The organism is Paraburkholderia dilworthii, assembly GCF_000472525.1.
In the GTDB taxonomy this organism is placed as follows: Bacteria; Pseudomonadota; Gammaproteobacteria; order Burkholderiales; family Burkholderiaceae; genus Paraburkholderia; species Paraburkholderia dilworthii.
The window spans coordinates 106,550-128,481 of the sequence record NZ_AWZT01000009.1 but is presented as its reverse complement, the minus strand read 5'-3'; the positions used below and the strand labels follow the sequence as shown (position 1 = coordinate 128,481).

The following is a 21,932-nucleotide window of genomic DNA, read 5'->3' as shown; positions in this document are numbered from 1 at the left end:
CGCGGCACGTATCAAGCCTGAGTCTTCGCCAACTCGCGATGCGTGAGGTGAAGCCGCAGATCGAACTCGATCTGATGGTAACCCGGCTGCATGAACTCGCAGAGGCGGTAGAACGCCTTGTTGTGATCGCTCTCTTTCAGATGCGCGAGTTCGTGCACCACGATCATCTTCAGAAACTCCGGCGCTGCCGTTTTGAATAGCGACGCAATGCGGATTTCCTTCTTCGCTTTCAATTTGCCGCCCTGCACGCGCGAGATGCTGGTGTGCAGCCCCAACGCGTGACGCACCACGTCGAGCTTGCTGTCGTAGCTAACTTTGTCGATCTGCTCCGCGCTGCGCAAATGCTCGCGTTTCAATTCAGCGCAGTACGTGTAGAGCGCGCGATCCGTCTGCACTTCGTGTGTGTTCGGATAACGCGCAGTGAGGTAGGCGCCGAGCTGATCGTCGGCGATCAGTTTTTTGACTTTCTCAAGCAGTGCGGGAGGATAGCCGCTCAGGTATGTCAGATGGTGCATGGTCGTGGCTTTGCGTTGGCGGCCGCCTGAAATGCGGAACGCTAAACGCCAAGTTTACACGGCCATCCCAGCCACGCGCTCAAGGGCGCCAAACGGGGCCGTGAGGAAAGTCATGCTGATCGAGCGAAGCAGCATGCATTTCGATGCTATAGCCGGGCCGTTGCGGCGGCATATAGCGGCCATTGCGGATCACGACAGGATCGGCGAAATGCTCATGCAAGTGGTCCACGTATTCAAGCACCCGATTTTCGAGCGACGCCGACACGCAAATATAGTCGAACAACGAAATGTGCTGCACGTATTCGCATAAGCCGACGCCGCCCGCGTGCGGGCACACCGGCACGCCGAACTTTGCCGCCATCAGCAGCACGACGATCACTTCGTTCAGGCCGCCCAGGCGGCAACTGTCCACCTGACAAAAGTCGATCGCATGCGCCTGCAGCAACTGCTTGAACATCACGCGATTATGGCAATGCTCGCCCGTCGCCACGCCGATTGGCGCAAGCCGCTGGCGGATCGCCGCGTGACCGAGAATGTCGTCGGGGCTCGTGGGCTCCTCGATCCACCACGGGTCGAATTGCGCGAGATGCCGCATGTTGCCGATGGCTTCATCGACGTCCCATACCTGGTTCGCGTCCATCATCAGCTTGCGGTCCGGACCGATCTCTTCACGCAGGATGCGAGCGCGGCGCATGTCCTCGTCGAGATTGCCGCCGACCTTCTGCTTGAAATGCATCCAGCCTTGCACAACGCCTTCGCGCGCGAGCCGGCGGATCTTGTCGTCGTCATAGCCGAGCCAGCCTGCCGATGTGGTGTATGCCGGATAGCCGTGCGCGAGCATTTCCTTCTCGCGCTCGCCTCTCGTGGCCGCATGACGATGCAGTAGCGCGCTGGCTTCCTGCGGCGTGATCGCGTCCGTCACATAGCGAAAGTCGAGACAGCGCACGAGTTCTTCCGCGCTCATGTCGACGAGCAGTTTCCACACCGGCTTGCCTTCTGCTTTCGCCCACAGATCCCACACCGCGTTCACGACCGCGGCCGTCGCCAGATGGATCGCGCCCTTGTCCGGACCGATCCAGCGCAACTGGCTGTCCGAGGTCAGCGCGCGCCAGAAAGCGCCCATGTTCGCGGCAATCTCTTCAAGCGTTTTACCGACGACGAGCGGCGCAAGCGCCTCGACCGCCCTCACGCAGATCTCGTTGCCGCGTCCGATCGTAAACGTGAGGCCGTGGCCCGTTAGCGCGTGCGGCGCATCGGTTTCGAGCGTGACGTAGGTGGCCGAATAGTCGGGCGCGGCGTTCATCGCATCGGAGCCATCGAGCGAACGCGAAGTCGGGAACCGGATGTCCCGCACGGACAACATGGTAATCGTGGTCATGTGAACACGCTCCTCGACGGCGGTTAGTCAGGCGTCGCTCCATGCGGCGATCTGGAGCGACGCAATTCAGCGCGACGCAATCCGAGCGATGCGATTTAAGCGACGCGCCTAACGACGATCAATCGTAGAGCACGGCGGCGATCTTCGGATCGTTCATGTTGCTCTTGTCGTACCAGTAAAAACCGGTGTCGACCTTCTTCGGCAGCTTCTCGCCCTTGAGCGCCTTCACCGCGGAATCGACGACGCATTTACCGATGCCTATCGGGTTCTGCGTAATCGCGCCCGCCATCAGCCCGGAATTGATGTCCTCTTTCTGCTCCTTGCCTGAGTCGTAGCCGATCAACACGAGCTTCTTGCCCGACTCCTTCACGCCGATGGCCGCGCCTTCCGCGGAACCTTCATTCGCGCCGAAAATGCCCTTCAGGTTCGGATTCGCCTGGATCATCGCCTTGGCGATTTCCGCCGACTTCAGATGGTCGCCGCCGCCATACTGCACCGAGACTATCTTGACGTTCGGATGCTTGCTTTTCATCTCGTTGAGGAAACCGTCGCGGCGGTCGATGCCTGTGCGGCTCGTCTGATCGTGCACGATCACGCCGACTTCGCCGGCATTGCCGATTGCGTCGGCCATCTTGTCGGCGGCGAGCGCGGCTGCGGCGAGGTTGTCGGTGGCGCAGGTGGTCAACGGGATGTCGCTGTCCACGCCGGAGTCGAAGGCGATAACCGGAATCTTCGCCGCCTGCGCCCTTCGCAGAAGCGGAATGGCCGCCTTGCTGTCGAGCGCGGCGATGCCGAGCGCCTGCGGTTTCTTCGCAAGCGCGGCAGACAGCATGTCGATCTGCTTGTCGACCATCGCCTCGGTTTCCGGCCCTTCGAAGGTGATCCTGACCTTGTGCTCCTTAGCGCTCTGTTCGGCGCCGGCTTTGACGGCTTGCCAGAACTGATGCTGGAAGCCCTTCGAAATCAACGGAATGTAGACCTCGTCCGCGTATGCAAGATTCGCCCCGCCAACGAGCGCGCTGACGCCAACCACGACGCCGAGCAGTTTTAGATTCAACATGGACTCTCTCCTCCTAAGGTGTGGACCCTTCTTCTTCAGCCTTCTTCAGCCGTCGGGAAAGCGTTGTAGCGCCTCCCGTTGTTGATATTGTGCGGCGGAGCGTCAGCTCTTTTTGCGTCGCAGGATGTCGGCGTAGACCGCGAGAATGATGATGAGGCCGGTCACCACGATCTGCCATTCCTGAGCGACGGACATGATGCGCAAACCATTGGTCAATACGCTCATGATGAACGCGCCGATGATGGTGCCGAGTATCGTGCCCGAGCCGCCCGAAAGCGATGTGCCGCCGATCACCACCGCCGCGATTGCTTCGAGCTCGTAGCCTTGGCCGAGCGCGGGCTGCGCCGAATTCAGGCGCGATGCGATCAGCAAGCCGGCGATGCCGCAGATCGCGCCGCCCAGGCCATAAATTGCGATCTTCCACCTGTCGACGTTCACGCCCGAAAGCCGCACCGCTTCCTCGTTGCTGCCGAGTGCGAACGTGTAGCGGCCAAGCGCCGTGCGATTAAGCGTGACTGAACTCACGATTGCGAGAAAGAACAGAATCAGTACCGCGTTAGGAATCGGCAGGCTCGGCACCAGATAACCGATCAGCGAATCCTGCGAGATCATGTAGAAATTTTCGGTGTCGGTGAAATAGATCGGCTTGTCGGCCGACACAACGAGCGAGAGCCCTTTGAGCAGCAGCATCATGCCAAGCGTGGCGATGAACGGCGGTATTTTCATTTTGGCGGTGAGCGTGCCCGAAATGGTCCCGCAGATCGCGCCCGTGCCGATCGCGGCGAGCACGCCGAGCCACATCGGCAAGTGCCAGTAGGTGAGAAATACGCCGCAAATGACTGCTGTGAAAGTCATCAGCGTGCCGACGGACAGATCGATGCCCCCGGTAATGATGACGAACGTCGAGGCAATCGCAAGCACTCCGTTGACCGCCGTCGCCTGCAAGATGCCGAGGATGTTGTCCATCTGCATGAAAGCGGGCGATGCGAAGCTGAAAAACACCAGCAGCAAAATCAGGCTCGCGAAGGCAAGCAGCTTCTGCAAGGCCGTGGGCGAGAAGATGCGGGCCCTGAGGCCGGTCAGGCGTCGCTGGCCGGTCAGCGCGGGAGAATCGGATTGTGTTGTCATAGCGTCCTCTCGAGGCTCACGCCGCTTGCAGGGTTTGGCGCTGCGTGGCCAGATGCATGATGCGCTCCTGGGTCGCCTGTTCCGCGCTGAGTTCACCGGTAATGCGGCCCTCGCACATCACGACGATGCGGTCGCTCATGCGCAAAATCTCCGGCAACTCCGACGAGATCATCACGATCGCCTTGCCCTCGTCCGCGAGCGCGCGCAGCAGCTTGTAGATTTCGCTTTTCGCGCCGACGTCGATGCCGCGCGTCGGTTCATCGAAGAACAGCACGTCGCAGTCGCGTTCGAGCCACTTCGCAATCACGATCTTCTGCTGGTTTCCGCCTGACAGCAGCCGCACTTCCTGCGCGGCGGACGGCGTGCGAATGGCGAGTAGATTGATGAAGTGCGTGGCCCGGCGGCGCATCCGCGCGCGGCGCAGAAAAAAGTTGAGCGACAGGAAATGGCGCAGGTTCGACATGACGATGTTCGATTCGACATCCATACCGGTCGCGAGACCGAAGCGCTTACGATCCTCCGACAGATAGCCGATGCCATGCGCCACTGCGTCGCTCGGATTTTTGATCGCGGCCTTCGCTCCTTTCACGAAGATTTCGCCGGACTCGAGCGGGTCAGCGCCGAACACCGCCCGCGCGACCTCGGTGCGGCCTGCGCCCATCAAACCGGCAAAACCCAGTATCTCGCCTTTGCGCAGCGTGAAGCTCACGTCCCGCACGAGCGGGCCGGCGTGCAGATTCCTCACTTCGAGCGCGATCTCGCCTTGCGCCGCGGCGCGCGCGGCGGGGGCAACGTCGCTCAAGGTCCGCCCGACCATCATGCCGATGATCGCCTCGACGCTGGTGTCGGCGGCGGCGACCGTGGCCACATACTCGCCGTCGCGCAGTACGGTGACGCGATCGGCGATCTGCTTGAGCTCGTCCATCTTGTGCGAGATGTAGACGATGCCGACGCCCCGCTCTTTCAGTTCACGGATGATGCGAAAGAGCTCAGCGATTTCGGCGTCGTTGAGAGCGGAGGTAGGCTCGTCCATGATGAGCACGCGCGAGTCGAAAGACAAAGCCTTGGCGATTTCGACCATCTGCTGGCTGGCAACCGTCAGGTCGCCGACCTTGGCGCGCGGATCGAGATTGACGTGCATGCGCGCAAGGATCTCACGCGCCTGCACGTTGAGTTTCTCTTCGTCGAGAAAGAGACCCAGCCGCCCTCGCGGTTCACGGCCGATGAAGATGTTCTGTGCGACGCTCAGGTGATTCATCAGCTGGAGTTCCTGATGAATGATGCCGATGCCCGCGGCTTGTGCGTCGCGCGGGCTCAGCAACTCCACCGGCAGGCCGCCGAGCAGGATTTCACCGGAATCGCGGGTGTACACGCCGGCGAGGATCTTCATCAGCGTGGATTTGCCGGCGCCGTTCTCGCCCATCAGCGCGTGGACTTCGCCCGCAATCAGTTCGAACTGCACGTCGTGGAGCGCCCGCACGCCGGGAAAGCTCTTGCTGAGCTTTTTGACGGAGATAAGCGGGGTCATGGTGCGAGGCCAATGGCGAGCGCGCGGCAAGCGCTCGCCTGAACCCGACAGACGGGTCGCGAAAGCGCCGCGCGGCGCCGGTTTATTCGATTGAAATCGCAACGAGAAGCCAGGCACATTGCTGGACCCCCAAACCGATGTGCGACGATTCTACGACGCGCGGCGGGAGCGGCTCAAGTTCAGGCATTCCCCAGTGTGTGCAGCGGTCAGGTGGGTGGGGAGTGTGCAGAGTTTGGGATTGGGGGGGAAACTTGCTGGTGCCGGGGACCGGACTCGAACCGGCAAGCCGTGAAGCGGCGGATTTTAAGTCCGCTATGTTTACCAATTTCATCACCCCGGCGAGGGTGGGCAAAACGCGTGGACGCGCATTCTACCACTGGCCGCCAGGCCCGGCCAAACGCCCGCAACGCCGCCCCAAAGCCGCCAATCGAACCGGCGACGCCAACCGGCCAGCCCCACAGCGCATCCGCGCCCTCGCCTCCGAAACAGCCGATCCTCGGCCAGAAACTCCAGTCATCGGCGAGTCACAAACCTTCCCGATAATCCGCTCCTGAAAACGTTTACAACCGAGCGGAAAATCATGACCCCGACGATCAAGGATGTCGCCGCGCACGCGGGCTTTTCCATTGCGACGGTCTCGCGCGCGATCAACGCGCCGCACACCGTCAATCCGGTCACGCTCGACAAAGTTCGCCAATCCATCGACGCGCTCAACTTCCGGCCCAACCCGCTCGGCCGTCAATTACGCGGCGAGCGCACGCGCCTGATCGGCGTGATCGTGCCGACGCTCGCGAACCCGGTGTTCGCGCAGTGCCTGCAAGGCATCGACGAACTCGCGGCCCCGCAAGGCTACCGGCTCATGCTGATGACCACCGAGTACGACGCCGACCGCGAACGCCGCGCAATCGAAACGCTGCGCGAGCATCGCGTGGAAGGCCTGATCCTGACGGTCGCCGACGCCGACACTCACCCGCTTCTGGACGAACTCGACCGCGACGGCCTGCTCTATGTGCTGATGCACAACGACACGGTACGGCGTCCGTCGGTATCCGTGGACAACCGCCTCGCCGCCTACGAAGGCGTGCGCATGTTGATCGCGCACGGCCATCGCCGCATCTTGATGCTCGCCGGCACGCTCGCCGCATCGGACCGCGCGCGGCAGCGACATCTCGGCTACACACAAGCGATGCAGCAAGCGGGCCTCACGCCGGCACCCGCACTCGAAGTGGACTTCAACGCCGACGAACTGGCGCCTTCGGTGCTCGCGCATCTGACGAGCGGCCCGAACCGTCCAAGCGCCCTCTTCTGCAGCAACGATCTGCTCGCGATGGTGGTAATGCGCGGCCTGCGCCGCGCGCGTCTGCAGATTCCGCGCGACATGTCGATTCTCGGCTTCGATGGCCTCGCAATGGGCGAACTGCTGTCGCCGCCGCTAGCAAGCGTGTGCGCGCCGAACCGCGAGATCGGCTGCGCAGCATGGCGCCGTTTGCTCGCACGCGTCACCGCAAACTACGAAGGCCTCGGCGAAGCGCCGCTTGCGCTCACGCTGCCGCATAGCTTGCGCGAAGGCGCCACCATCGCCGCGATTTCAAACCGCAACGACGCGGCCGCAACGCATGTGAGCCCGCGCCTTCATCTTCAACGCTGAACAACCCGCATGAACCACTCGCCTGAACAACCAACCCAGAACCACCCGCTCTCTTCCCTTCCAGGAGAACCGCAGTGATCCGCTCTTCCGTACGCCCCGCATCGGCGCTTTCACCGCTGATGCGCCGCCTCGCGCAGTCCACCGTCGTCGCGCTGTGCGCCGGCGTAGCTGTCACCGCTGCGCTTGCCACCATCACGTCGCAAACTGCCCATGCCGATGAAACCGCGATCTGCTACAACTGCCCGCCCGAATGGGCCGACTGGGCAAGCCAGATCAAGGCGATCCAGCAAAAGACCGGCATTCGCGTGCCGTTCGACAACAAGAACTCCGGCCAGTCGATTGCGCAATTGATGGCCGAGCAGAAGAGCCCGGTGGCGGACGTCGTGTATCTCGGCGTTTCGTCGGCTTTCCAGGCGAAGGACAAGGGCGTGGTAGAGCCGTACAAGCCCGCGCATTGGGACGACATTCCCGCGAACCTGAAAGACCCGCAAGGCTACTGGTTCACGATCCACTCGGGCACGCTCGGCTTCTTCGTCAACAAGGACGCGCTCGAAGGCAAGCCCGTGCCCCGCTCGTGGGCCGACCTGCTCAAGCCCGAGTACAAAGGCATGATCGGCTATCTCGATCCGTCGAGCGCGTTCGTCGGCTACGCGGGCGCCGTTGCGGTGAATCAGGCGCTCGGCGGCACGCTCGATAACTTCGAACCGGGCCTCGACTGGTTCCGCAAGCTCAAGGCCAACGCGCCGATCGTGCCGAAGCAGACCGCCTACGCGCGCGTCATGTCCGGTGAGATTCCGATTCTGCTCGACTACGATTTCGACGCCTATCGCGCAAAATACAAGGATCACGCGAACGTCGAGTTTGTGATTCCGAAGGAAGGCACGATCTCCGTGCCGTACGTAATGAGCCTCGTGAAGGGCGCGCCGCACGAAGCGAACGGCAAGAAGGTGCTCGACTTCGTGCTCTCCGACGAAGGTCAGAAACTCTGGGCGGATGCGTATCTGCGCCCGGTGCGCGCGAACGCGATGAGCGCGCAGACCGCCGCGAAGTTCCTGCCGGCAAGCGACTACTCACGCGCAAAGCCGGTGGACTTCGGCAAGATGGCCGAGAAGCAGTCGAGCTTCGGCGAGCGTTATCTACAGGTGATGCATTGAACGACATCACGTTCCCGCTGCGCTGGCGCATTGCGTTGATCGCGCCGGCGCTGGCGGTTTTCATCGCGTTCTGGCTGCTGCCGATGGGCGCGCTCGCGCAACTGAGCGGCGACGGCCACGCATTCGCCACCTATCGCGCGATGCTGACGAATCCGCGCTACATGTCGAGCCTCGGCGCGACGATCGTGTTGTCGGCGGCTGTCACGGCCGCGACGCTGGTGCTCTCGGTGATCGCCGGTCTGCTGCTCGCGCGCCGCGAGTTCGCATTCAAGCGCACGCTGCTCGCGCTGCTGACGTTTCCGCTCGCATTTCCCGGTGTGGTGGTCGGCTTCATGGTCATCATGCTCGCGGGACGCCAGGGGCTGATCGGCGCGCTGTCGCTCAAACTCACCGGCGACCGTTGGGTATTCGCCTACTCGATGAGCGGCCTCTTTCTCGGCTACCTGTACTTCTCGATTCCGCGCGTGATCGTCACGGTGATGGCATCGGCGACCAAACTCGATGCATCGCTCGAAGAAGCCGCGCGTTCGCTCGGCGCATCGCCGTGGCGCATTACGCGCGACGTCGTGTTGCCCGCCCTGTCGCCCGGTTTGATTGCGGCGGGCGCGGTGTGCTTCGCGACCGCGATGGGTGCATTCGGCACCGCGTTCACGCTCGCGACCGACATCGACGTATTGCCGATGACCATCTACACGGAGTTCACGCTCAACGCGAACATGGTGACGGCGGCAGGACTGTCGATCGTGCTCGGCATCGTCACATGGGCGGTGCTTGCATTGGCGCGAAGCATAAGCGGCTCAGCCGTGGCGGCAAGCGCATGAGCGTCGCCATTCGTTATTCAACACAGCGCGGACCCACACCCGGAAGCAAGGCCTCTTGATGAATTCGATTACTTCCTCCTTGCCGGGTCAGGCAAAGCCCCGCACGCGGCTCCGCCTGCCCGATACAAGAGCATGGCTCGCAGCCGGCCAGTGGCTCGTCACGCTGCTGCTATGCGCTTTCCTGCTCGTGCCGGTTGTCATGTCGATCCTCGCGGGCGTGACCGTCAACTACTTCAAGGGCATCTCCAGCGGATTCACGCTGCGCTGGCTCGCCGAAGTGTGGGCGCAGTATCACGGCTCGGTGTTTCTATCGCTCGAAGTGGCGGCGGCCACGTTGCTCATCACGCTGCTGACCGGCGTGCCCGCAGGCTACGTGCTCGCGCGCAGCAAGACGCGGCTTTCCCGCGTCATCGAGGAATTTCTCGTGCTGCCGATCGCACTGCCTGGCCTCGCGTCCGCACTCGCGCTGCTGGTGGTCTATGGCGGCTTCACGACGTTCCGCATGAGCGTCGCGTTTATCGTCGTGGGCCATGTGGTGTTTACGCTGCCGTTCATGGTGCGCGCGGTCGCCGCGGTGAGCGCGAGCAGCGATCTGCGCACGCTCGAAGAAGGCGCGGCGAGTCTCGGCGCGAGCTTCATGCAGCGCTTTACGACCATCGTTCTGCCTAACGCGAGGCCGGGCATCGTGGCGGGCGCGCTCGCCGTGCTGACGCTTTCCATCGGCGAATTCAATCTGACGTGGATGCTGCACACGCCCGATACGAAGACGCTGCCGGTCGGTCTCGCCGACACTTACGCGTCGATGCGCATCGAAATCGGCAGCGCGTACACAATTCTCTTCTTCATCATGACGATGCCGCTACTCGTCGCGATGCAATGGCTCGGCGTCGATGCGACCGGCCAGCGCAGCGCAGCGAAAAAGCGCATCGCCGCTTCTGCTTCGAAGTCCATCACGACGCCATGAAACTCGCCGCCGCTGTTCCCCAATCCGCTTCCGCTTCGGTTCCCATCACGCTCACGCAATGCGCGAAAACGTTTCGCGGCACACGCGTGCTCGAACCGGTCGATCTGCATATCGAAGCCGGAGAGACGCTCGTGCTGCTCGGCCCGTCAGGTTGCGGCAAGACCACCACACTGCGAATGATCGCGGGGCTGGAGACGCCCGACGCGGGTGGCCGCATCGCATTCGGCGACGATGACGTCACCGCGCTACCCATCGAAAAACGTCAGGTCGGCATGGTGTTCCAGAGCTACGCGCTGTTTCCGAATCTGACCGTGCGCGGCAACATCGGTTATGGACTGAAGATCAAACGTGTGCCGCTCGAAACCTCGCGGCAACGCATCGACGAATTGCTCAGCATGATGCGTCTCACCGCGCACGCCGACAAACCGGTCGACCAGCTTTCCGGCGGTCAGCGTCAACGCGTGGCGCTCGCTCGCGCGCTTGCCGTGCAGCCGCGTGTATTGCTGCTCGACGAACCGCTCACGGCCCTCGACGCGCGTTTGCGCGACGCGTTGCGCAGCGAAATGAACGCGCTGCTGCGCGAGCTCGGGATCACGACGGTCTATGTGACGCACGACCAGGCGGAAGCGATGGAACTCGGCGACCGCATCGTCGTGATGAGCGCGGGGCGTATCGAGCAGATCGGCTCGCCGCGCGAGATCTACTATCGGCCGGCGAACCGCACGGTCGCGCAGTTTGTCGGGACCATCAACCGCGTGGCCGGCGAGCGTCGCGACGGCATGTTGACGACCACGGGCGGCGCAGTGCCGCTGCCTTCGGCGCCCACGCATTCTGCGGCGCAGGCAGGCTCGGCGCACGAGATTTTCTTTCGCCCCGAAGACGCATTCCTCGCCGATCCGGCTCATGCGCAATTGCGTGGGCACATCGAAACGAGCGCGTTTCTCGGCGAGCGCACGCGCCTGACGATCAGCGGCGCGGCACCGGATGCGCTCGTGGTCGACGTCGCGGGCCGCGTCGAACTGGCGCGCGGCACGCCGGTTGGCATCTCGATCGGGCAGGATGCGCTGATTGCGCTATCGTAACGAGGCCGCGCTGTTCTTGAGCGCGCTAAAACAAGGACTACCCCATGCTGCTGGCCCAAATTAGCGACCTGCATATCAAGCGTCCCGGTGCGCTCGCGTATCGCCGCGTCGATACCGCCGCGCATCTCGCGCGTTGCGTCGCTGCGCTGAACGCGCTCGTTCCCCGTCCCGACGCCGTGATCATGACCGGCGATCTCGTCGACCAGGGCGACCCGCAACAGTACGAGCACCTGAAGACGCTGCTTGCGCCGCTCGAACTGCCGTACTTGCTGCTGGTCGGCAATCACGACGACCGTGCCGCGTTGCGCGCCGCGTTTCCCGATCGCGCGGAATTGCATGGCGGCGGCGAGTTCATACAGTACGCCGTCGATGTCGGCGCACTACGCATAATCGCGCTCGATTCGCTGGTGCCGGGGCAAAGCGGCGGTACGCTATGCGACGCGCGGCTCGCGTGGCTCGCGGCGCAGCTCGACGCGGCGAGCGGCAAGCCGACAGTCGTCGCGTTGCATCATCCGCCGTTTGCTTGCGGCATCGGACATATGGACGACTTGCGGCTCGATCCCATCGCGGCAGACAAACTCGCTGCGTTGATCGTGCGCTATCCGAACGTGGAGCGCGTGATGTGCGGACACGTGCATCGTCCGATGTTCGTGCGTTTTGGCGGCACCATTGCATCGGCGGTGCCCGCGCCCGCGCATCAGGTCGCACTCGATCTTCGCGAAGACGCGCCCTCCGCGTTCGTGATGGAACCGCCCGCGTATGCGCTGCATCGCTACGATCCGGCAACCGGCCTCGTCACGCATCACGCGTATGTCGATGCCGCCGAGGGTCCATATCCGTTCTATGAGCCGGAAGGCGCGCTGATCGACTGAGCACGCGCTCGCGGCGTACGATCAGCGGTTGACGAATGTCCGACGCACGCGCCGAGATACTCTGAAGTACGGTATTCCGAGCGCGGCCGCGATAATGGCCTGCAGGAGACCGTCGAACGGAATTGCGATGTCGATACCGATTGCGTGCGTCAGGTAATCGCTCGCGAGATAGGCGCCTGCGCGCATCACGAGAATCGCGCCGAGCCACGCTTGCACCTGCACCGGCAAGCGCGCCGATCTGCGCCACGCGAGCAGCGCAAACCACCCCATGCCCGCCACGATAAACGCGCCGATCATCACATCCGCGCCGACCATCACAATCACCGTGCGATACCAGCCATGCGTTCCCGCGCGCATGAAGACTGCAAGCAGTTCCCATTCGAGCATCATTTTCAGTGGGGCGCGCATCGCGATTGCGGTAACGAGCGCCCAGGCCGCGAGGCAGAACAGCACAATGAGCAGGCATCCGCCGATGCGCGGGCATTGACGTTGAGTCGGGCATGTCGTGGGCTCGTTCATGAAATCGTGCGGAGTTGGCCGGAATAGCGCGCTGATTCTACGAACTCGATTCCACAAAACTTCGCATTTTTGTCATAGCGCCCATTGCGCCTGCGTGGCAGCGAGTCAGCACAATCCGTTTTGCTCCGGTATGATCGGCACGCTTGAGGACCGCGCATGGGCCGGTCCGCCCACTGCCTTTCTCATGTCCACTTCGAACGCGTCCACACCCGTTTCCGCCGACCGGTCGCTGCGCGGCCTGCTGCTTCTCCTCGCGACCATTGCGGGCGTGGCGGTCGCGAACATTTATTACAACCAGCCGCTGCTCGATAACTTGCGGCAGTCGTTTCCTGCGAGCGCGTCGTGGGTCGGCGCGGTGCCCGCCGTCACGCAGCTTGGTTACGCGGCCGGCATGCTGTTGCTCGCACCGCTCGGCGACCGCTTCGACCGGCGCGCGTTGATCCTCCTGCAAACCGCGGGCATGTGCGTCGCGCTGGTCGTGGCCGCCGCCGCGCCGACGCTGCCCGTGCTGATCTTCGCAAGTCTTGCGATCGGCGTGCTCGCCACCATCGCGCAACAGGCGGTGCCGTTCGCCGCCGAACTCGCGCCGCCGTCCGGCCGCGGCCATGCAGTGGGCACGGTGATGAGCGGCCTGCTGCTCGGCATTCTGCTAGCGCGTACCGCTGCGGGGCTCGTCGCGCAATATTTCGGCTGGCGTGCGGTATTCGCCGCGTCCGTGGTCGCATTGCTCGTGCTCGCGGTGGTCATCATCCTGCGTCTGCCGAAGAGCAAGCCGACCTCCACGCTGACCTACGGCAAGCTGCTCGTGTCGATGTGGCATCTGATCGTCGAGCATCGCGAGTTGCGCGAAGCGTCGCTGACCGGTGCCGCAATGTTTGCCGCGTTCAGCATCTTCTGGTCAGTGCTCGCGCTGTTGCTGGCCGGTGCGCCGTTCCACCTCGGACCGCAGGCGGCGGGATTGTTCGGCATCGTCGGCGCGGCGGGCGCGCTCGCTGCGCCTCTAGCCGGCAAGTTCGCCGACCGGCGCGGACCGCGCGCGATCATCACGCTGTCCATCGTGCTGGTCGCGATTTCTTTCGTCGTGTTCGGCATGTCGGCGACGAGCATCGCGGGGCTCGTGATCGGCGTGATCGTGCTCGACGTCGGCGTGCAGGCCGCGCAGATTTCGAATCAGTCGCGCATCTATGCGCTGAAGCCCGACGCACGCAGCCGCGTGAATACCGTGTACATGGTTGCCTATTTCATCGGCGGAGCGCTTGGCTCGGGCGTTGGTGCGGCCGTGTGGCCGGTTTTCGGATGGATAGGCGTGAGCGTCGCGGGACTGCTGTTCGCGGGCTTCGCCGCATGGAATCATCTGGCGCTGCAGGCTCGCACTGCAAAAGATTGATGGGGGCGAGCGCCTACCCGTTGCTTCGCGCGAACGCGTATTCGTGCAACGCGTCGATCACGCGATCGAATTCGAACGACTTGTCGTAGAAGTGGCGCACGCCATACTGTTCGCAGCGCTCGCGATACGCGGGCAACGCGTGATTGGTCAGCACGGCGGCGAACACGGAGTCGATCAGACCTTCCCGCTGCAGATAGGCCAATACGGGCACGCCCGAACCCTGCTTCAATTGCAGATCGACGATCACCGCGTCGAACGCCTCGTCGCCGAGAAGTGCGATGGCTTCGTCGGCGGAGTCGGCATAAGCGGCCACGCGCAGCGTACCCGACGCGTCGATGGCCTCCACCAGACTGCGGCGGATCAGCGGCGAATCCTCAATAAGCAGCACGCGCAACGGTGCGCGGTTGGCTGACTCGGCAACGGTGTTCGATTCGCTGTTCATCGGGATTTCTCGATCGTCCGTTATTCGATCAAGCCGTTCTTGATCGCGTAATAAGTCAGATCGGCATTGTTCGCCAAGCGCATTTTCTCGAGTACGCGAGCCCTGTACGTGCTCACCGTTTTGACGGATAAATGCAGCTCCTCGGCAATCTGTGTGGGAATCTGCCCCGCCGCCAGCTTGCAGAAAATCTGGAACTCGCGCTCGGACAGCGCTTCGTGCGGCCGCGCCGCGGCTGGTTTGTCGAGATTGTCGGCCAGCGTGTCGGCCACGGCCTCGGATAAGTAACGATGCCCGCGCGCCACCGCACGAATCGCGCGCACGATTTCGTCGGGCTCGCAGTCCTTGTTCAGATAACCGTTCGCGCCCGCGCGCAGCAGGTTGATCGCGTACTGGCTCTCCGGATAGCCGGACAGGATCAGCACGCCCTGCTCGGGGCGCACCTGCTTGATCACGCGCAAGGTGTCGATGCCGTTCTTGTCCGGCATCGCGATGTCGAGCAGCACGACGTCGAATGCCTGTTCGCGCACGAGGCTGATGGTTTCGTCGCCGGTGGCGGCTTCCGCCGCGACACACATGTCCGGCTCGTCGGCGACGAACTGCCTGAACCCCCCTCGGACGATCGCGTGGTCGTCGGCTATCAACACTCGAATCATCGGCTTGGTGTCCGTACGATGGAATCGCTCCAAAGCAGACATTGTAATGACGTCCGGCCGCATTCCGGCGTTATTGCGGCCGCAACCGCCGGCCGCAAGTCCACCTTGCCGGGCGCGATCACTCGCGCCCTTCGAGCAGGTCGGCCATATCGTCCGCATGCTCTTCCTCGACCGCGAGAATCTCTTCAAAGAGACGCCGCGTCGTGACGTCCTTCTCGCCCAGATAGCGGATGATCTCGCGATAGGTGTCGATTGCAATGCGCTCGGCGACCAGATTTTCGCGGATCATGTCGGTGAGGTTCTCGCCTTCCTTGTACTCGGAGTGCGCGCGCGTCCTTAGGCCGTCCGGCGCGAAATCCGGCTCGCCACCAAGCTGCACGATGCGCTCGGCGATACGATCGGCATGCTCCTGTTCTTCCGTCGCGTGCTCCGCGAATTCAGCGGCCACCGCTTCCGAGTTGATGCCCTTCGCCATGAAGTGATGCCGCTTGTAACGCAGCGTGCAGACGATCTCCGTAGCCAACGCGTCGTTGAGCAGCTTGAGCACCGTGTCACGATCCGCGCCATAGCTTTGCGTCACGGGACCATCCGACATGTGCTTGCGGGCGTCGTCGCGGATCTTCTGGACGTCCATCACGAACGGGTCGCTCGACTGCGATGCTGCGCCTTGGGCGCCAGGTGTGTTCGCCATTGAATTTCTCCTTTATCCGTATTGGGGGATGCGCGCATCGCGCAAATGCCCGCGCGATGCGCCGATAGAGCCGTGCTCAGGTCTACGTTCGGAATACGCCGAGCAGCAGCGTGACCACGAACACGACGAGGAAAATATAGAACAGTATCTTCGCGATTTCGGCCGCGCCCGCAGCGATTCCGGTGAACCCGAACACCGCTGCAATGATGGCGATGACGAAAAAGACGATGGCATAGTGAAGCATGGCGACTCTCCTTCTTGTTGGTATCCGCGTGGGATTCTCGTGCGCTTGCGTCGCGCGTGCCGCTTTGCTTGAGCGCCCGGTTCAGGCGCCCTGACGAGGCAAAGCGGCGCTAATCGACGATTTTTTTCGTCACCACGAAGCCGAGCACGAGGAACACCACGCACAGAATCACAAACACGACAAACAGGAACTTCGCAATTGCTGCCGCGCCCGCAGCTATGCCGGTAAACCCAAGAAGGCCGGCTATCACCGCGATGACGGCGAAGAACAACGCCCATTTCAGCATGATGGCTTCCTCCAGAAACAGTGAATGGGATCAGGGTCCATCGTATCCACCGGCGGCGGCGCGCGCATTCCGACGCGCTCCGGTTTTCGTGTGAGAATCCGCTTACATCCGATTACGACCGCTTTACGCTACGCTGGTTCGCCACGCCGATTTACCCTGCTGCCGCCCGCGCGCACCCGCGGCGATGGCGGCGGGCGCTACACTGATGCGTGTCCAAGGAGTCGAACGTGTCAAACGTGCAGAACGCGCCGAATGTGTCGAATGTGCCGAATGAAGTGGGAACCGACGCGCAAACGGAATCGCAAACCGTGGCCCCGCAAGCTGGCGCCGCGGCCTGCCTGAGCAACTGGATGCGCAACCGCAGCTGGGCGATCGCGATGACCGTCGCGATCGTGATCACCGTCGGCGGGCTCGTCATATTGGAGACCGCGCGCGAGCGCATCGCCGCCGAATACGAGACGGCTCTCGAAGCCCGCGACGTCACCGTGCAACTGAGCGCGCTAGCGAGCCAGCTATCGCGTCTGAGCGCGCAGCAAAGCGCTTTTCTTCTGACGAAGCGCGACGCCGCGGCTCACGATTTTTGCGCGACGGCGGCACGCATTCGCGAAAGCCAACAGCCACTCGAACGCTTTTACCGCAGCCCCAAAGCCGATAGCGCCGAACTCGCGAGCTTCACTCAAATTCGCGCGCTCATCGAAGCGCGGATCGGCGCGGGCATTGCCGCGTTGCAGCGCGCGGCGCCGCATCCCCTGGATCTAAGCGCTTGCGGCAGCGCGAGCGGCGCCGATACGGTGGATGCCGCACTCGTCGACAGTACGCTCAGCCTGCTGCGCGACAACGAAGAGCGGCGCGCGCAGCACGCGCTCGCGGCAAGCCGGGCCGATCAGCGCATCTCGACACTGTGCGCCGCCGGCCTCTCCGCGCTGAATATCGTGTTGTTCATTCTGCTGTTTCGCAATCTCGGCATTCAGATCGACAGACAGGCGCGCGTTCAGCGTCAATTGATCACACAACAAGGCGAGCTCGATCAGCTCGTCAACGAACGCACGCGTCAACTCGAGGCGCTCGGCTGGCATTTGCAGGCCGTCAGCGAAAATGAGAAGACGCAACTCGCGCGCGAGTTGCACGACGAACTCGGCGCGATTCTGACCGCGAGCAAAATGGATGTGGCGTGGGCCAACCGCAAGCTGAAGGAGAGCGACCCCGACATCTCCGAAAAATTAAAGCGCGCGCTCGCCAATCTGGACCAGGGAATTGCGCTCAAGCGCCGCATCATCGAAGACATGCGGCCTACCGTACTCGCGAATTTCGGTCTCGTGACCGCACTGCGCACACTCGCCGACGAAGCCGCGCAGCGCAACAACTGGACGCTGAACTTACAGCTTCCCGCCGACGATATCCAGCTCGACGAGCAGACGGAAATCGCGCTCTTTCGCGTCGCGCAGGAATCGCTGACGAACGCCGCGAAGTACGCGCGCGCGTCGCAGGTGTCGATCGGCTTGCAGATCGGCGAGGGCCGGGTCACGCTCGATATCGCCGATAACGGCGTGGGCATCATGCCAGCCGATCTGAAGCGCACCCACTCGCATGGACTGCTCGGCATGCGTCAGCGCGTCGCCGCGCATGGCGGGCGTTTCGACATACGGCGCGGCGTGCCGAACGGCACCGACATTCATGTCGTGATGCCGAGCGTCAGCACGGCGGCTCAGCCGAGCGGCGACGCGTCGTCCTTGCCCGCGCGAACTCCGGTCTAGCCGCCGCGCATCGTTACCGAATGCGTCGTTGCGCGCGTTGTAGGAGTGCGCCGACGCGAACACCGGAGCACGCCTACAACAAAATCGCATCGCAGCCGACAGCGCGGCACCCACCCTTTTTTTACCATGCAATCAGACCGGATCGACTGGCGCAAGCCACGGTCGGCAGCTAGCAGAGCCGCTAGCGGGACACGTCAACCGATACCTTCTCGACAAGGAGAACTCTCATGAATCGACTGATCGCTTTGCTTCTCATTGCAGGCACGGCCGCGCTCGCGGGCTGCAACACGATGTCAGGTGCAGGCCAGGATATCTCGAAGGGTGGCAACGCCATCACGAATTCCGCTGAAAAGGCGAAGTAAATCGCGGCTCGTTGCAGGCCACGCGGCCTGGCGGCGCATCGCCGCGATGCATCATCTAAGCCCGCTGCGGGAAACCGCAGCGGGCTTTTTGCTGGACCGCGCGTGTGCATGTCTGTGCCGAACCATCTGCACAAACAAAGCGGCGATCCACTTGCGTGGATCGCCGCCTCGTCCTCCCCAGGACTTGCCGCTATTCACACGTGCTGCGATGCGCGCGTGCTTGCGGGCAAGATTATGCGCCCGTCAGCGTGTTCGACAATTCGACGCTCGGGGTGCTCGTATTGCCGTTCTGCACGATGAGCAGATGGATCTGCCCCACCGCGAGCTGGCTCAGCGCACCGCCAATCGGCACCGACGTGATGAGCCAGTCGGCGTTGTTCGACAGGCTGAACGACGGCGACTGGTAGATCGGCGTCTTGCTGCCCGCCGCCGTCGCGATCAGCACATACTGGCCGCCCGACACGTAGATCGAATCCTGGCCGCTCGCCGGCACCGCGTTCTTGAACGACACGCCGGCCATTGTCGGCGACGTGTTGCCGATGTTCGTGTTGCTGGCCTGAACCAGATAGAGATCGAGGTTCGGCGCGTTGCCCGACGCGTTGAAGCCGCGCACGCGCGCGCTGTTGGAGAGCAGGCCCTTGTCGAATGGGTCGTCGATCAGGCCGATGTCCGGCGCCGCAGTACCCGGCAACGCCAGCACCGTGTATTCGTGGCCCTTGGAGACGTTCGGGAAGTTGCCGCTCGCGAGCGCGGTCGTCGTGCCGGTCGCCGCATAAGCGACGTTCGTCGAACCTGTGTTGATGTTCGTGAAGTTCGTCACGCCCTTATACGAGACATTCGTCTGTCCCGAAGGTGCGCTGCCGTTGACGAGAAAATCCACGGCCGGTCCGCTCGGAATCGCATGCACGAAATGGATTTCCGGATTGGTGAGGCCGAGTTCCTTGCCTACGTCGTCGGAGCCGCCCCCGCACGCGCTCAGAACGGATGCGGCGGCAATCATGGCCGTCATGGTTCGGATCAGTTTCATTGTGTTCACCTATATCGATGTCGGGCTTTCCGCCCATTCATATGCGGGCGCACGCTTAAGGACTAGCCATCAGAAACCCTGTTCGGTGACGCTCGAACGGGTCCGCTTTGGCTGTCGTTAGCAAAGCACTCCCTCCTATCCCTGCGCGCATCGCGCCTTTTTTCAGGCGTGGCGCGGTCCATGTCGATGGACGCACCCAATGAGCAATGGGTGTGCCGCAACCATCGAATTGGCTTATCGCGGCGGGACAATGTCTTACCCGGCAACATCTTGAGAGCATTAGAAGCTTTCCTCAGATGGTGGGCACGAGCGCGCGGTGTATCGTTCGTGCGCACCCCATACTTACAACGGCAGCCTGTATGTCTTACCAACACTTACTCGCAGAGCTCGACCTCGGCTTTACCCGCTTGCGCAACCGCGTCGTGATGGGGTCCATGCATACGGGAATGGAAGACCGTTTCTGGAATTATCCAAAGCTTGCCGAGTACTTCCGTGAGCGCGCGAAGGGCGGCGTTGGACTGATCGTCACCGGCGGCATCTCGCCGAATCGCGAAGGCTGGCTGCTGCCGTTCGGCGGCACGCTCAACTCGGTGTTCGATCTGCACAATCATCGGCTGCTTACGCGAGCGGTTCACGAAGAAGGCGGCAAGATCGCGCTGCAGATTCTGCATGCCGGACGTTACGGATATCAGCCGCTGGTTGTGTCCGCATCCGCGCTCAAGTCGCCGATCTCCAAGTTCAAGCCGCGCGCGCTCAGCATCGCCGGCATTGCGAAGACCGCGCGCGACTACGCGCGCTGCGCGAAGCTCGCTCAACGCGCCGGCTATGACGGCATCGAGATCATGGGTAGCGAAGGTTATCTGCTCAACCAGTTCCTCTGCCCGCGTACCAATCGACGCACGGATCGCTACGGCGGCAGCATCGAAAACCGCATGCGGATTGCACGCGAGATCGTGGAGCGGGTGCGCGAGGTTTGCGGCGAACGCTTCATCGTCGTGTACCGGCTCTCGCTGATCGATCTGGTGGAAGGCGGCAATACGTGGGATGAAACGGTGCAGGTCGCGCAAGCGCTCGAAGCGGCCGGCGTGACGATGTTCAACACTGGCATCGGCTGGCACGAGGCGCGCGTGCCGACCATCGTTACCTCGGTGCCGCGTGCCGCGTTCGCCGCGCTGAGCGCGCGGCTGAAGGCCGCCGTGAAGGTGCCGGTGATCGTCTCCAACCGCATCAACACGCCGGAGGTCGCCGAAGCGTTACTCGCACAAGGAGCCGGCGACCTCGTGTCGATGGCGAGACCGCTGCTCGCCGACCCGGACTTCGTGCTGAAAGCCGCCGAGGGACGCTCGCACGAAATCAATACCTGCATCGCGTGCAATCAGGCTTGCCTCGATCATACGTTCAGGAATCAGCGCGCGACCTGCCTCGTCAACCCGCGCGCCGGGCGCGAAACCGAGCTGGTGTATCGGCCGCTCGCGGGTCCGCAGCACGTGCGCTCGATCGCGGTGGTCGGTGCGGGACCCGCGGGATTGTCGGCGGCGACGGTGGCGGCATCGCGCGGACATCGTGTGACCTTGTTCGATGCAGGCGCAACCTCGGCGGCCAGTTCAATCTGGCGATGCGCGTGCCGGGCAAGGAGGAGTTCAGCGAGACGATCCGCTATTTTCAGAGCCAGTTGGAGCGGCACCGCGTCGACGTGAGGCTCGGCACACGCGTGGACCCCGCGCTGCTCGCGGCGGGAGCTTACGACGATATCGTGATCGCGACCGGCATCGTGCCGCGGCGGCCCCCGATCTCGGGCATCGACGCGCCGCATGTTCTGTCCTATGTGGACGTGCTGCGCGGCGCGCCGGTGGGACGCCGCGTCGCCGTGATCGGTGCGGGAGGTATCGGCTTCGACGTCAGCGAGTTCCTGCTGCATCACGAAGGCGAGCCGCTGCCACTACCGCGCGATGGGTGGCTCGACGAATGGGGCGTCGATCTGTCCGTGCGCGAGCGCGGCGGGCTCAAGCCGCCCGCGCCGGCGCGGCCGCCGCGCCAGATCTGGCTATTGCAGCGCAAGGCGGGCAAGCTCGGCGCGGGGCTCGGCAAGACGTCAGGCTGGGTGCATCGAGCGACGCTCGCGCGAAACGGCGTGAAGATGCTCGCCGGCGTGTCGTATCTGGAAATCAGCCAGCGTGGTTTGAAGATTGCGCGTGACGGCGTCGAAGAATGGCTGGAAGTCGACAACATCGTCGTGTGCGCAGGGCAGGAATCGTTGCGCGACCTGCATCCGCGTGAGTCGGCGCAGGAAAAACCGGCGGATGCAGGCGGCCCGCGCTATCACGTGATTGGCGGCGCGGCGCTCGCCACCGAACTGGACGCGAAGCGCGCGATCCGAGAAGGCGCGGAACTGGCCGCGCGGCTTTGAGCTGACAAAA

General features: G+C 63.1%; 21 protein-coding genes, 1 tRNA gene and 1 pseudogene. 10 read left to right on the top strand and 13 right to left on the bottom strand.

Translation table 11 applies throughout. The features are described from left to right. Nucleotides 1–11: 11 nt before the first annotated feature. From F759_RS0111160 to F759_RS0111130, 6 genes are all read right to left on the bottom strand, one after another. Nucleotides 12–515, bottom strand: coding sequence for a YgjP-like metallopeptidase domain-containing protein (locus F759_RS0111160; protein WP_027799919.1), 504 nt, complete (start codon nucleotides 513–515; stop codon nucleotides 12–14). Nucleotides 516–594: 79 nt separating this feature from the next. Continuing rightward, a complete protein-coding gene (locus tag F759_RS0111155) occupies nucleotides 595–1,893 on the bottom strand; it encodes an L-fuconate dehydratase (RefSeq protein WP_027799918.1) in 1,299 nt (432 codons plus the stop codon). 118 nt (nucleotides 1,894–2,011) lie between these two features. Continuing rightward, nucleotides 2,012–2,953, bottom strand: a complete 942-nt coding sequence (locus tag F759_RS0111150) for an ABC transporter substrate-binding protein (RefSeq protein ID WP_027799917.1) — start codon at nucleotides 2,951–2,953, stop codon at nucleotides 2,012–2,014. A gap of 102 nt (nucleotides 2,954–3,055) precedes the next feature. Further along, entirely contained in the window at nucleotides 3,056–4,081 is a 1,026-nt protein-coding gene (locus tag F759_RS0111145) for an ABC transporter permease (RefSeq protein ID WP_027799916.1), read from the bottom strand. Nucleotides 4,082–4,097: 16 nt separating this feature from the next. Further along, nucleotides 4,098–5,609 (bottom strand): sugar ABC transporter ATP-binding protein, encoded by a 1,512-nt coding sequence (locus F759_RS0111140; protein ID WP_027799915.1) that lies wholly within the window; start codon nucleotides 5,607–5,609, stop codon nucleotides 4,098–4,100. 255 nt (nucleotides 5,610–5,864) lie between these two features. Then, nucleotides 5,865–5,949, bottom strand: a tRNA-Leu gene (locus F759_RS0111130). Between the two features lie 240 nt (nucleotides 5,950–6,189). Between F759_RS0111130 and F759_RS0111125 the strand changes: the two genes are divergently transcribed. From F759_RS0111125 to F759_RS0111100, 6 genes are all read left to right on the top strand, one after another. Next, nucleotides 6,190–7,257, top strand: a complete 1,068-nt coding sequence (locus F759_RS0111125) for a LacI family DNA-binding transcriptional regulator (protein ID WP_027799914.1) — start codon at nucleotides 6,190–6,192, stop codon at nucleotides 7,255–7,257. A 74-nt stretch (nucleotides 7,258–7,331) separates the two neighbouring features. Further along, nucleotides 7,332–8,411, top strand: a complete 1,080-nt coding sequence (locus F759_RS0111120; RefSeq protein ID WP_027799913.1) for an ABC transporter substrate-binding protein — start codon at nucleotides 7,332–7,334, stop codon at nucleotides 8,409–8,411. Further along, nucleotides 8,408–9,232 (top strand): ABC transporter permease, encoded by an 825-nt coding sequence (locus tag F759_RS0111115; protein ID WP_027799912.1) that lies wholly within the window; start codon nucleotides 8,408–8,410, stop codon nucleotides 9,230–9,232. The genes F759_RS0111120 and F759_RS0111115 overlap by 4 nt, the downstream gene beginning before the upstream one ends. 58 nt (nucleotides 9,233–9,290) lie before the next feature. Continuing rightward, entirely contained in the window at nucleotides 9,291–10,196 is a 906-nt protein-coding gene (locus F759_RS0111110) for an ABC transporter permease (RefSeq protein WP_027799911.1), read from the top strand. After that, nucleotides 10,193–11,278 carry an ABC transporter ATP-binding protein gene (locus tag F759_RS0111105; RefSeq protein ID WP_027799910.1) on the top strand — a complete coding sequence of 362 codons (1,086 nt, stop codon included), beginning with the start codon at nucleotides 10,193–10,195 and terminating at the stop codon, nucleotides 11,276–11,278. The genes F759_RS0111110 and F759_RS0111105 overlap by 4 nt, the downstream gene beginning before the upstream one ends. A 44-nt stretch (nucleotides 11,279–11,322) precedes the next feature. Next, nucleotides 11,323–12,150 (top strand): phosphodiesterase, encoded by an 828-nt coding sequence (locus F759_RS0111100; protein ID WP_027799909.1) that lies wholly within the window; start codon nucleotides 11,323–11,325, stop codon nucleotides 12,148–12,150. Between the two features lie 21 nt (nucleotides 12,151–12,171). On the opposite strand, the gene F759_RS0111095 is transcribed toward F759_RS0111100, so the two are convergent. Continuing rightward, the gene (locus F759_RS0111095) at nucleotides 12,172–12,669 is read right to left on the bottom strand and encodes a DUF2569 domain-containing protein (RefSeq protein ID WP_027799908.1); all 498 of its coding nucleotides are present in this window, start codon (nucleotides 12,667–12,669) and stop codon (nucleotides 12,172–12,174) included. Nucleotides 12,670–12,853: 184 nt separating this feature from the next. Here F759_RS0111095 and F759_RS0111090 point away from each other — a divergent pair, with 184 nt between their 5' ends. Then, nucleotides 12,854–14,056 (top strand): MFS transporter, encoded by a 1,203-nt coding sequence (locus F759_RS0111090; protein WP_027799907.1) that lies wholly within the window; start codon nucleotides 12,854–12,856, stop codon nucleotides 14,054–14,056. A 13-nt stretch (nucleotides 14,057–14,069) separates the two neighbouring features. Here F759_RS0111090 and F759_RS0111085 read toward each other — a convergent pair whose 3' ends face one another. The 5 genes from F759_RS0111085 to F759_RS40780 form a co-directional block, all read right to left on the bottom strand. After that, nucleotides 14,070–14,498 carry a response regulator gene (locus tag F759_RS0111085; RefSeq protein ID WP_027799906.1) on the bottom strand — a complete coding sequence of 143 codons (429 nt, stop codon included), beginning with the start codon at nucleotides 14,496–14,498 and terminating at the stop codon, nucleotides 14,070–14,072. Nucleotides 14,499–14,518: 20 nt separating this feature from the next. Beyond that, on the bottom strand, nucleotides 14,519–15,151 hold the full coding sequence (locus tag F759_RS0111080) for a response regulator (protein ID WP_013338705.1): 633 nt from the start codon (nucleotides 15,149–15,151) through the stop codon (nucleotides 14,519–14,521). 118 nt (nucleotides 15,152–15,269) lie between these two features. After that, nucleotides 15,270–15,842, bottom strand: coding sequence for a ferritin-like domain-containing protein (locus F759_RS0111075; RefSeq protein ID WP_027799905.1), 573 nt, complete (start codon nucleotides 15,840–15,842; stop codon nucleotides 15,270–15,272). 82 nt (nucleotides 15,843–15,924) lie between these two features. After that, nucleotides 15,925–16,086, bottom strand: a complete 162-nt coding sequence (locus F759_RS40785; RefSeq protein WP_006052455.1) for a DUF1328 domain-containing protein — start codon at nucleotides 16,084–16,086, stop codon at nucleotides 15,925–15,927. A gap of 109 nt (nucleotides 16,087–16,195) precedes the next feature. Continuing rightward, complete coding sequence (locus F759_RS40780) at nucleotides 16,196–16,372, bottom strand: DUF1328 domain-containing protein (RefSeq protein ID WP_013338703.1); 177 nt, start codon at nucleotides 16,370–16,372, stop codon at nucleotides 16,196–16,198. Nucleotides 16,373–16,599: 227 nt separating this feature from the next. Between F759_RS40780 and F759_RS0111060 the strand changes: the two genes are divergently transcribed. Both F759_RS0111060 and F759_RS0111055 read left to right on the top strand, forming a co-directional pair. After that, on the top strand, nucleotides 16,600–18,126 hold the full coding sequence (locus F759_RS0111060) for a sensor histidine kinase (RefSeq protein WP_027799904.1): 1,527 nt from the start codon (nucleotides 16,600–16,602) through the stop codon (nucleotides 18,124–18,126). 227 nt (nucleotides 18,127–18,353) lie between these two features. Continuing rightward, on the top strand, nucleotides 18,354–18,488 hold the full coding sequence (locus F759_RS0111055) for an entericidin A/B family lipoprotein (RefSeq protein WP_027799903.1): 135 nt from the start codon (nucleotides 18,354–18,356) through the stop codon (nucleotides 18,486–18,488). A gap of 232 nt (nucleotides 18,489–18,720) precedes the next feature. Here F759_RS0111055 and F759_RS0111050 read toward each other — a convergent pair whose 3' ends face one another. Then, on the bottom strand, nucleotides 18,721–19,515 hold the full coding sequence (locus tag F759_RS0111050; RefSeq protein ID WP_027799902.1) for a DUF4397 domain-containing protein: 795 nt from the start codon (nucleotides 19,513–19,515) through the stop codon (nucleotides 18,721–18,723). A gap of 359 nt (nucleotides 19,516–19,874) precedes the next feature. On the opposite strand from F759_RS0111050, the pseudogene F759_RS37585 reads away from it, so the two are divergent. After that, nucleotides 19,875–21,922 (top strand): annotated as a pseudogene (locus F759_RS37585) (oxidoreductase). Nucleotides 21,923–21,932 lie beyond the last annotated feature (10 nt).

Bases quoted from the DNA above. Each gene is read 5' to 3' on its own strand.
- F759_RS0111100 (WP_027799909.1), top strand. From the start codon at position 11,323: ATGCTGCTGGCCCAAATTAGCGACCTGCATATCAAGCGTCCCGGTGCG.
- F759_RS0111155 (WP_027799918.1), bottom strand. From the start codon at position 1,893: ATGACCACGATTACCATGTTGTCCGTGCGGGACATCCGGTTCCCGACT.
- F759_RS0111095 (WP_027799908.1), bottom strand. From the start codon at position 12,669: ATGAACGAGCCCACGACATGCCCGACTCAACGTCAATGCCCGCGCATC.
- F759_RS0111090 (WP_027799907.1), top strand. From the start codon at position 12,854: ATGTCCACTTCGAACGCGTCCACACCCGTTTCCGCCGACCGGTCGCTG.
- F759_RS40785 (WP_006052455.1), bottom strand. From the start codon at position 16,086: ATGCTTCACTATGCCATCGTCTTTTTCGTCATCGCCATCATTGCAGCG.
- F759_RS0111080 (WP_013338705.1), bottom strand. From the start codon at position 15,151: ATGATTCGAGTGTTGATAGCCGACGACCACGCGATCGTCCGAGGGGGG.
- F759_RS0111150 (WP_027799917.1), bottom strand. From the start codon at position 2,953: ATGTTGAATCTAAAACTGCTCGGCGTCGTGGTTGGCGTCAGCGCGCTC.
- F759_RS0111085 (WP_027799906.1), bottom strand. From the start codon at position 14,498: ATGAACAGCGAATCGAACACCGTTGCCGAGTCAGCCAACCGCGCACCG.
- F759_RS40780 (WP_013338703.1), bottom strand. From the start codon at position 16,372: ATGCTGAAATGGGCGTTGTTCTTCGCCGTCATCGCGGTGATAGCCGGC.
- F759_RS0111055 (WP_027799903.1), top strand. From the start codon at position 18,354: ATGAATCGACTGATCGCTTTGCTTCTCATTGCAGGCACGGCCGCGCTC.
- F759_RS0111105 (WP_027799910.1), top strand. From the start codon at position 10,193: ATGAAACTCGCCGCCGCTGTTCCCCAATCCGCTTCCGCTTCGGTTCCC.
- F759_RS0111075 (WP_027799905.1), bottom strand. From the start codon at position 15,842: ATGGCGAACACACCTGGCGCCCAAGGCGCAGCATCGCAGTCGAGCGAC.
- F759_RS0111050 (WP_027799902.1), bottom strand. From the start codon at position 19,515: ATGAAACTGATCCGAACCATGACGGCCATGATTGCCGCCGCATCCGTT.
- F759_RS0111140 (WP_027799915.1), bottom strand. From the start codon at position 5,609: ATGACCCCGCTTATCTCCGTCAAAAAGCTCAGCAAGAGCTTTCCCGGC.
- F759_RS0111125 (WP_027799914.1), top strand. From the start codon at position 6,190: ATGACCCCGACGATCAAGGATGTCGCCGCGCACGCGGGCTTTTCCATT.
- F759_RS0111145 (WP_027799916.1), bottom strand. From the start codon at position 4,081: ATGACAACACAATCCGATTCTCCCGCGCTGACCGGCCAGCGACGCCTG.
- F759_RS0111110 (WP_027799911.1), top strand. From the start codon at position 9,291: ATGAATTCGATTACTTCCTCCTTGCCGGGTCAGGCAAAGCCCCGCACG.
- F759_RS0111160 (WP_027799919.1), bottom strand. From the start codon at position 515: ATGCACCATCTGACATACCTGAGCGGCTATCCTCCCGCACTGCTTGAG.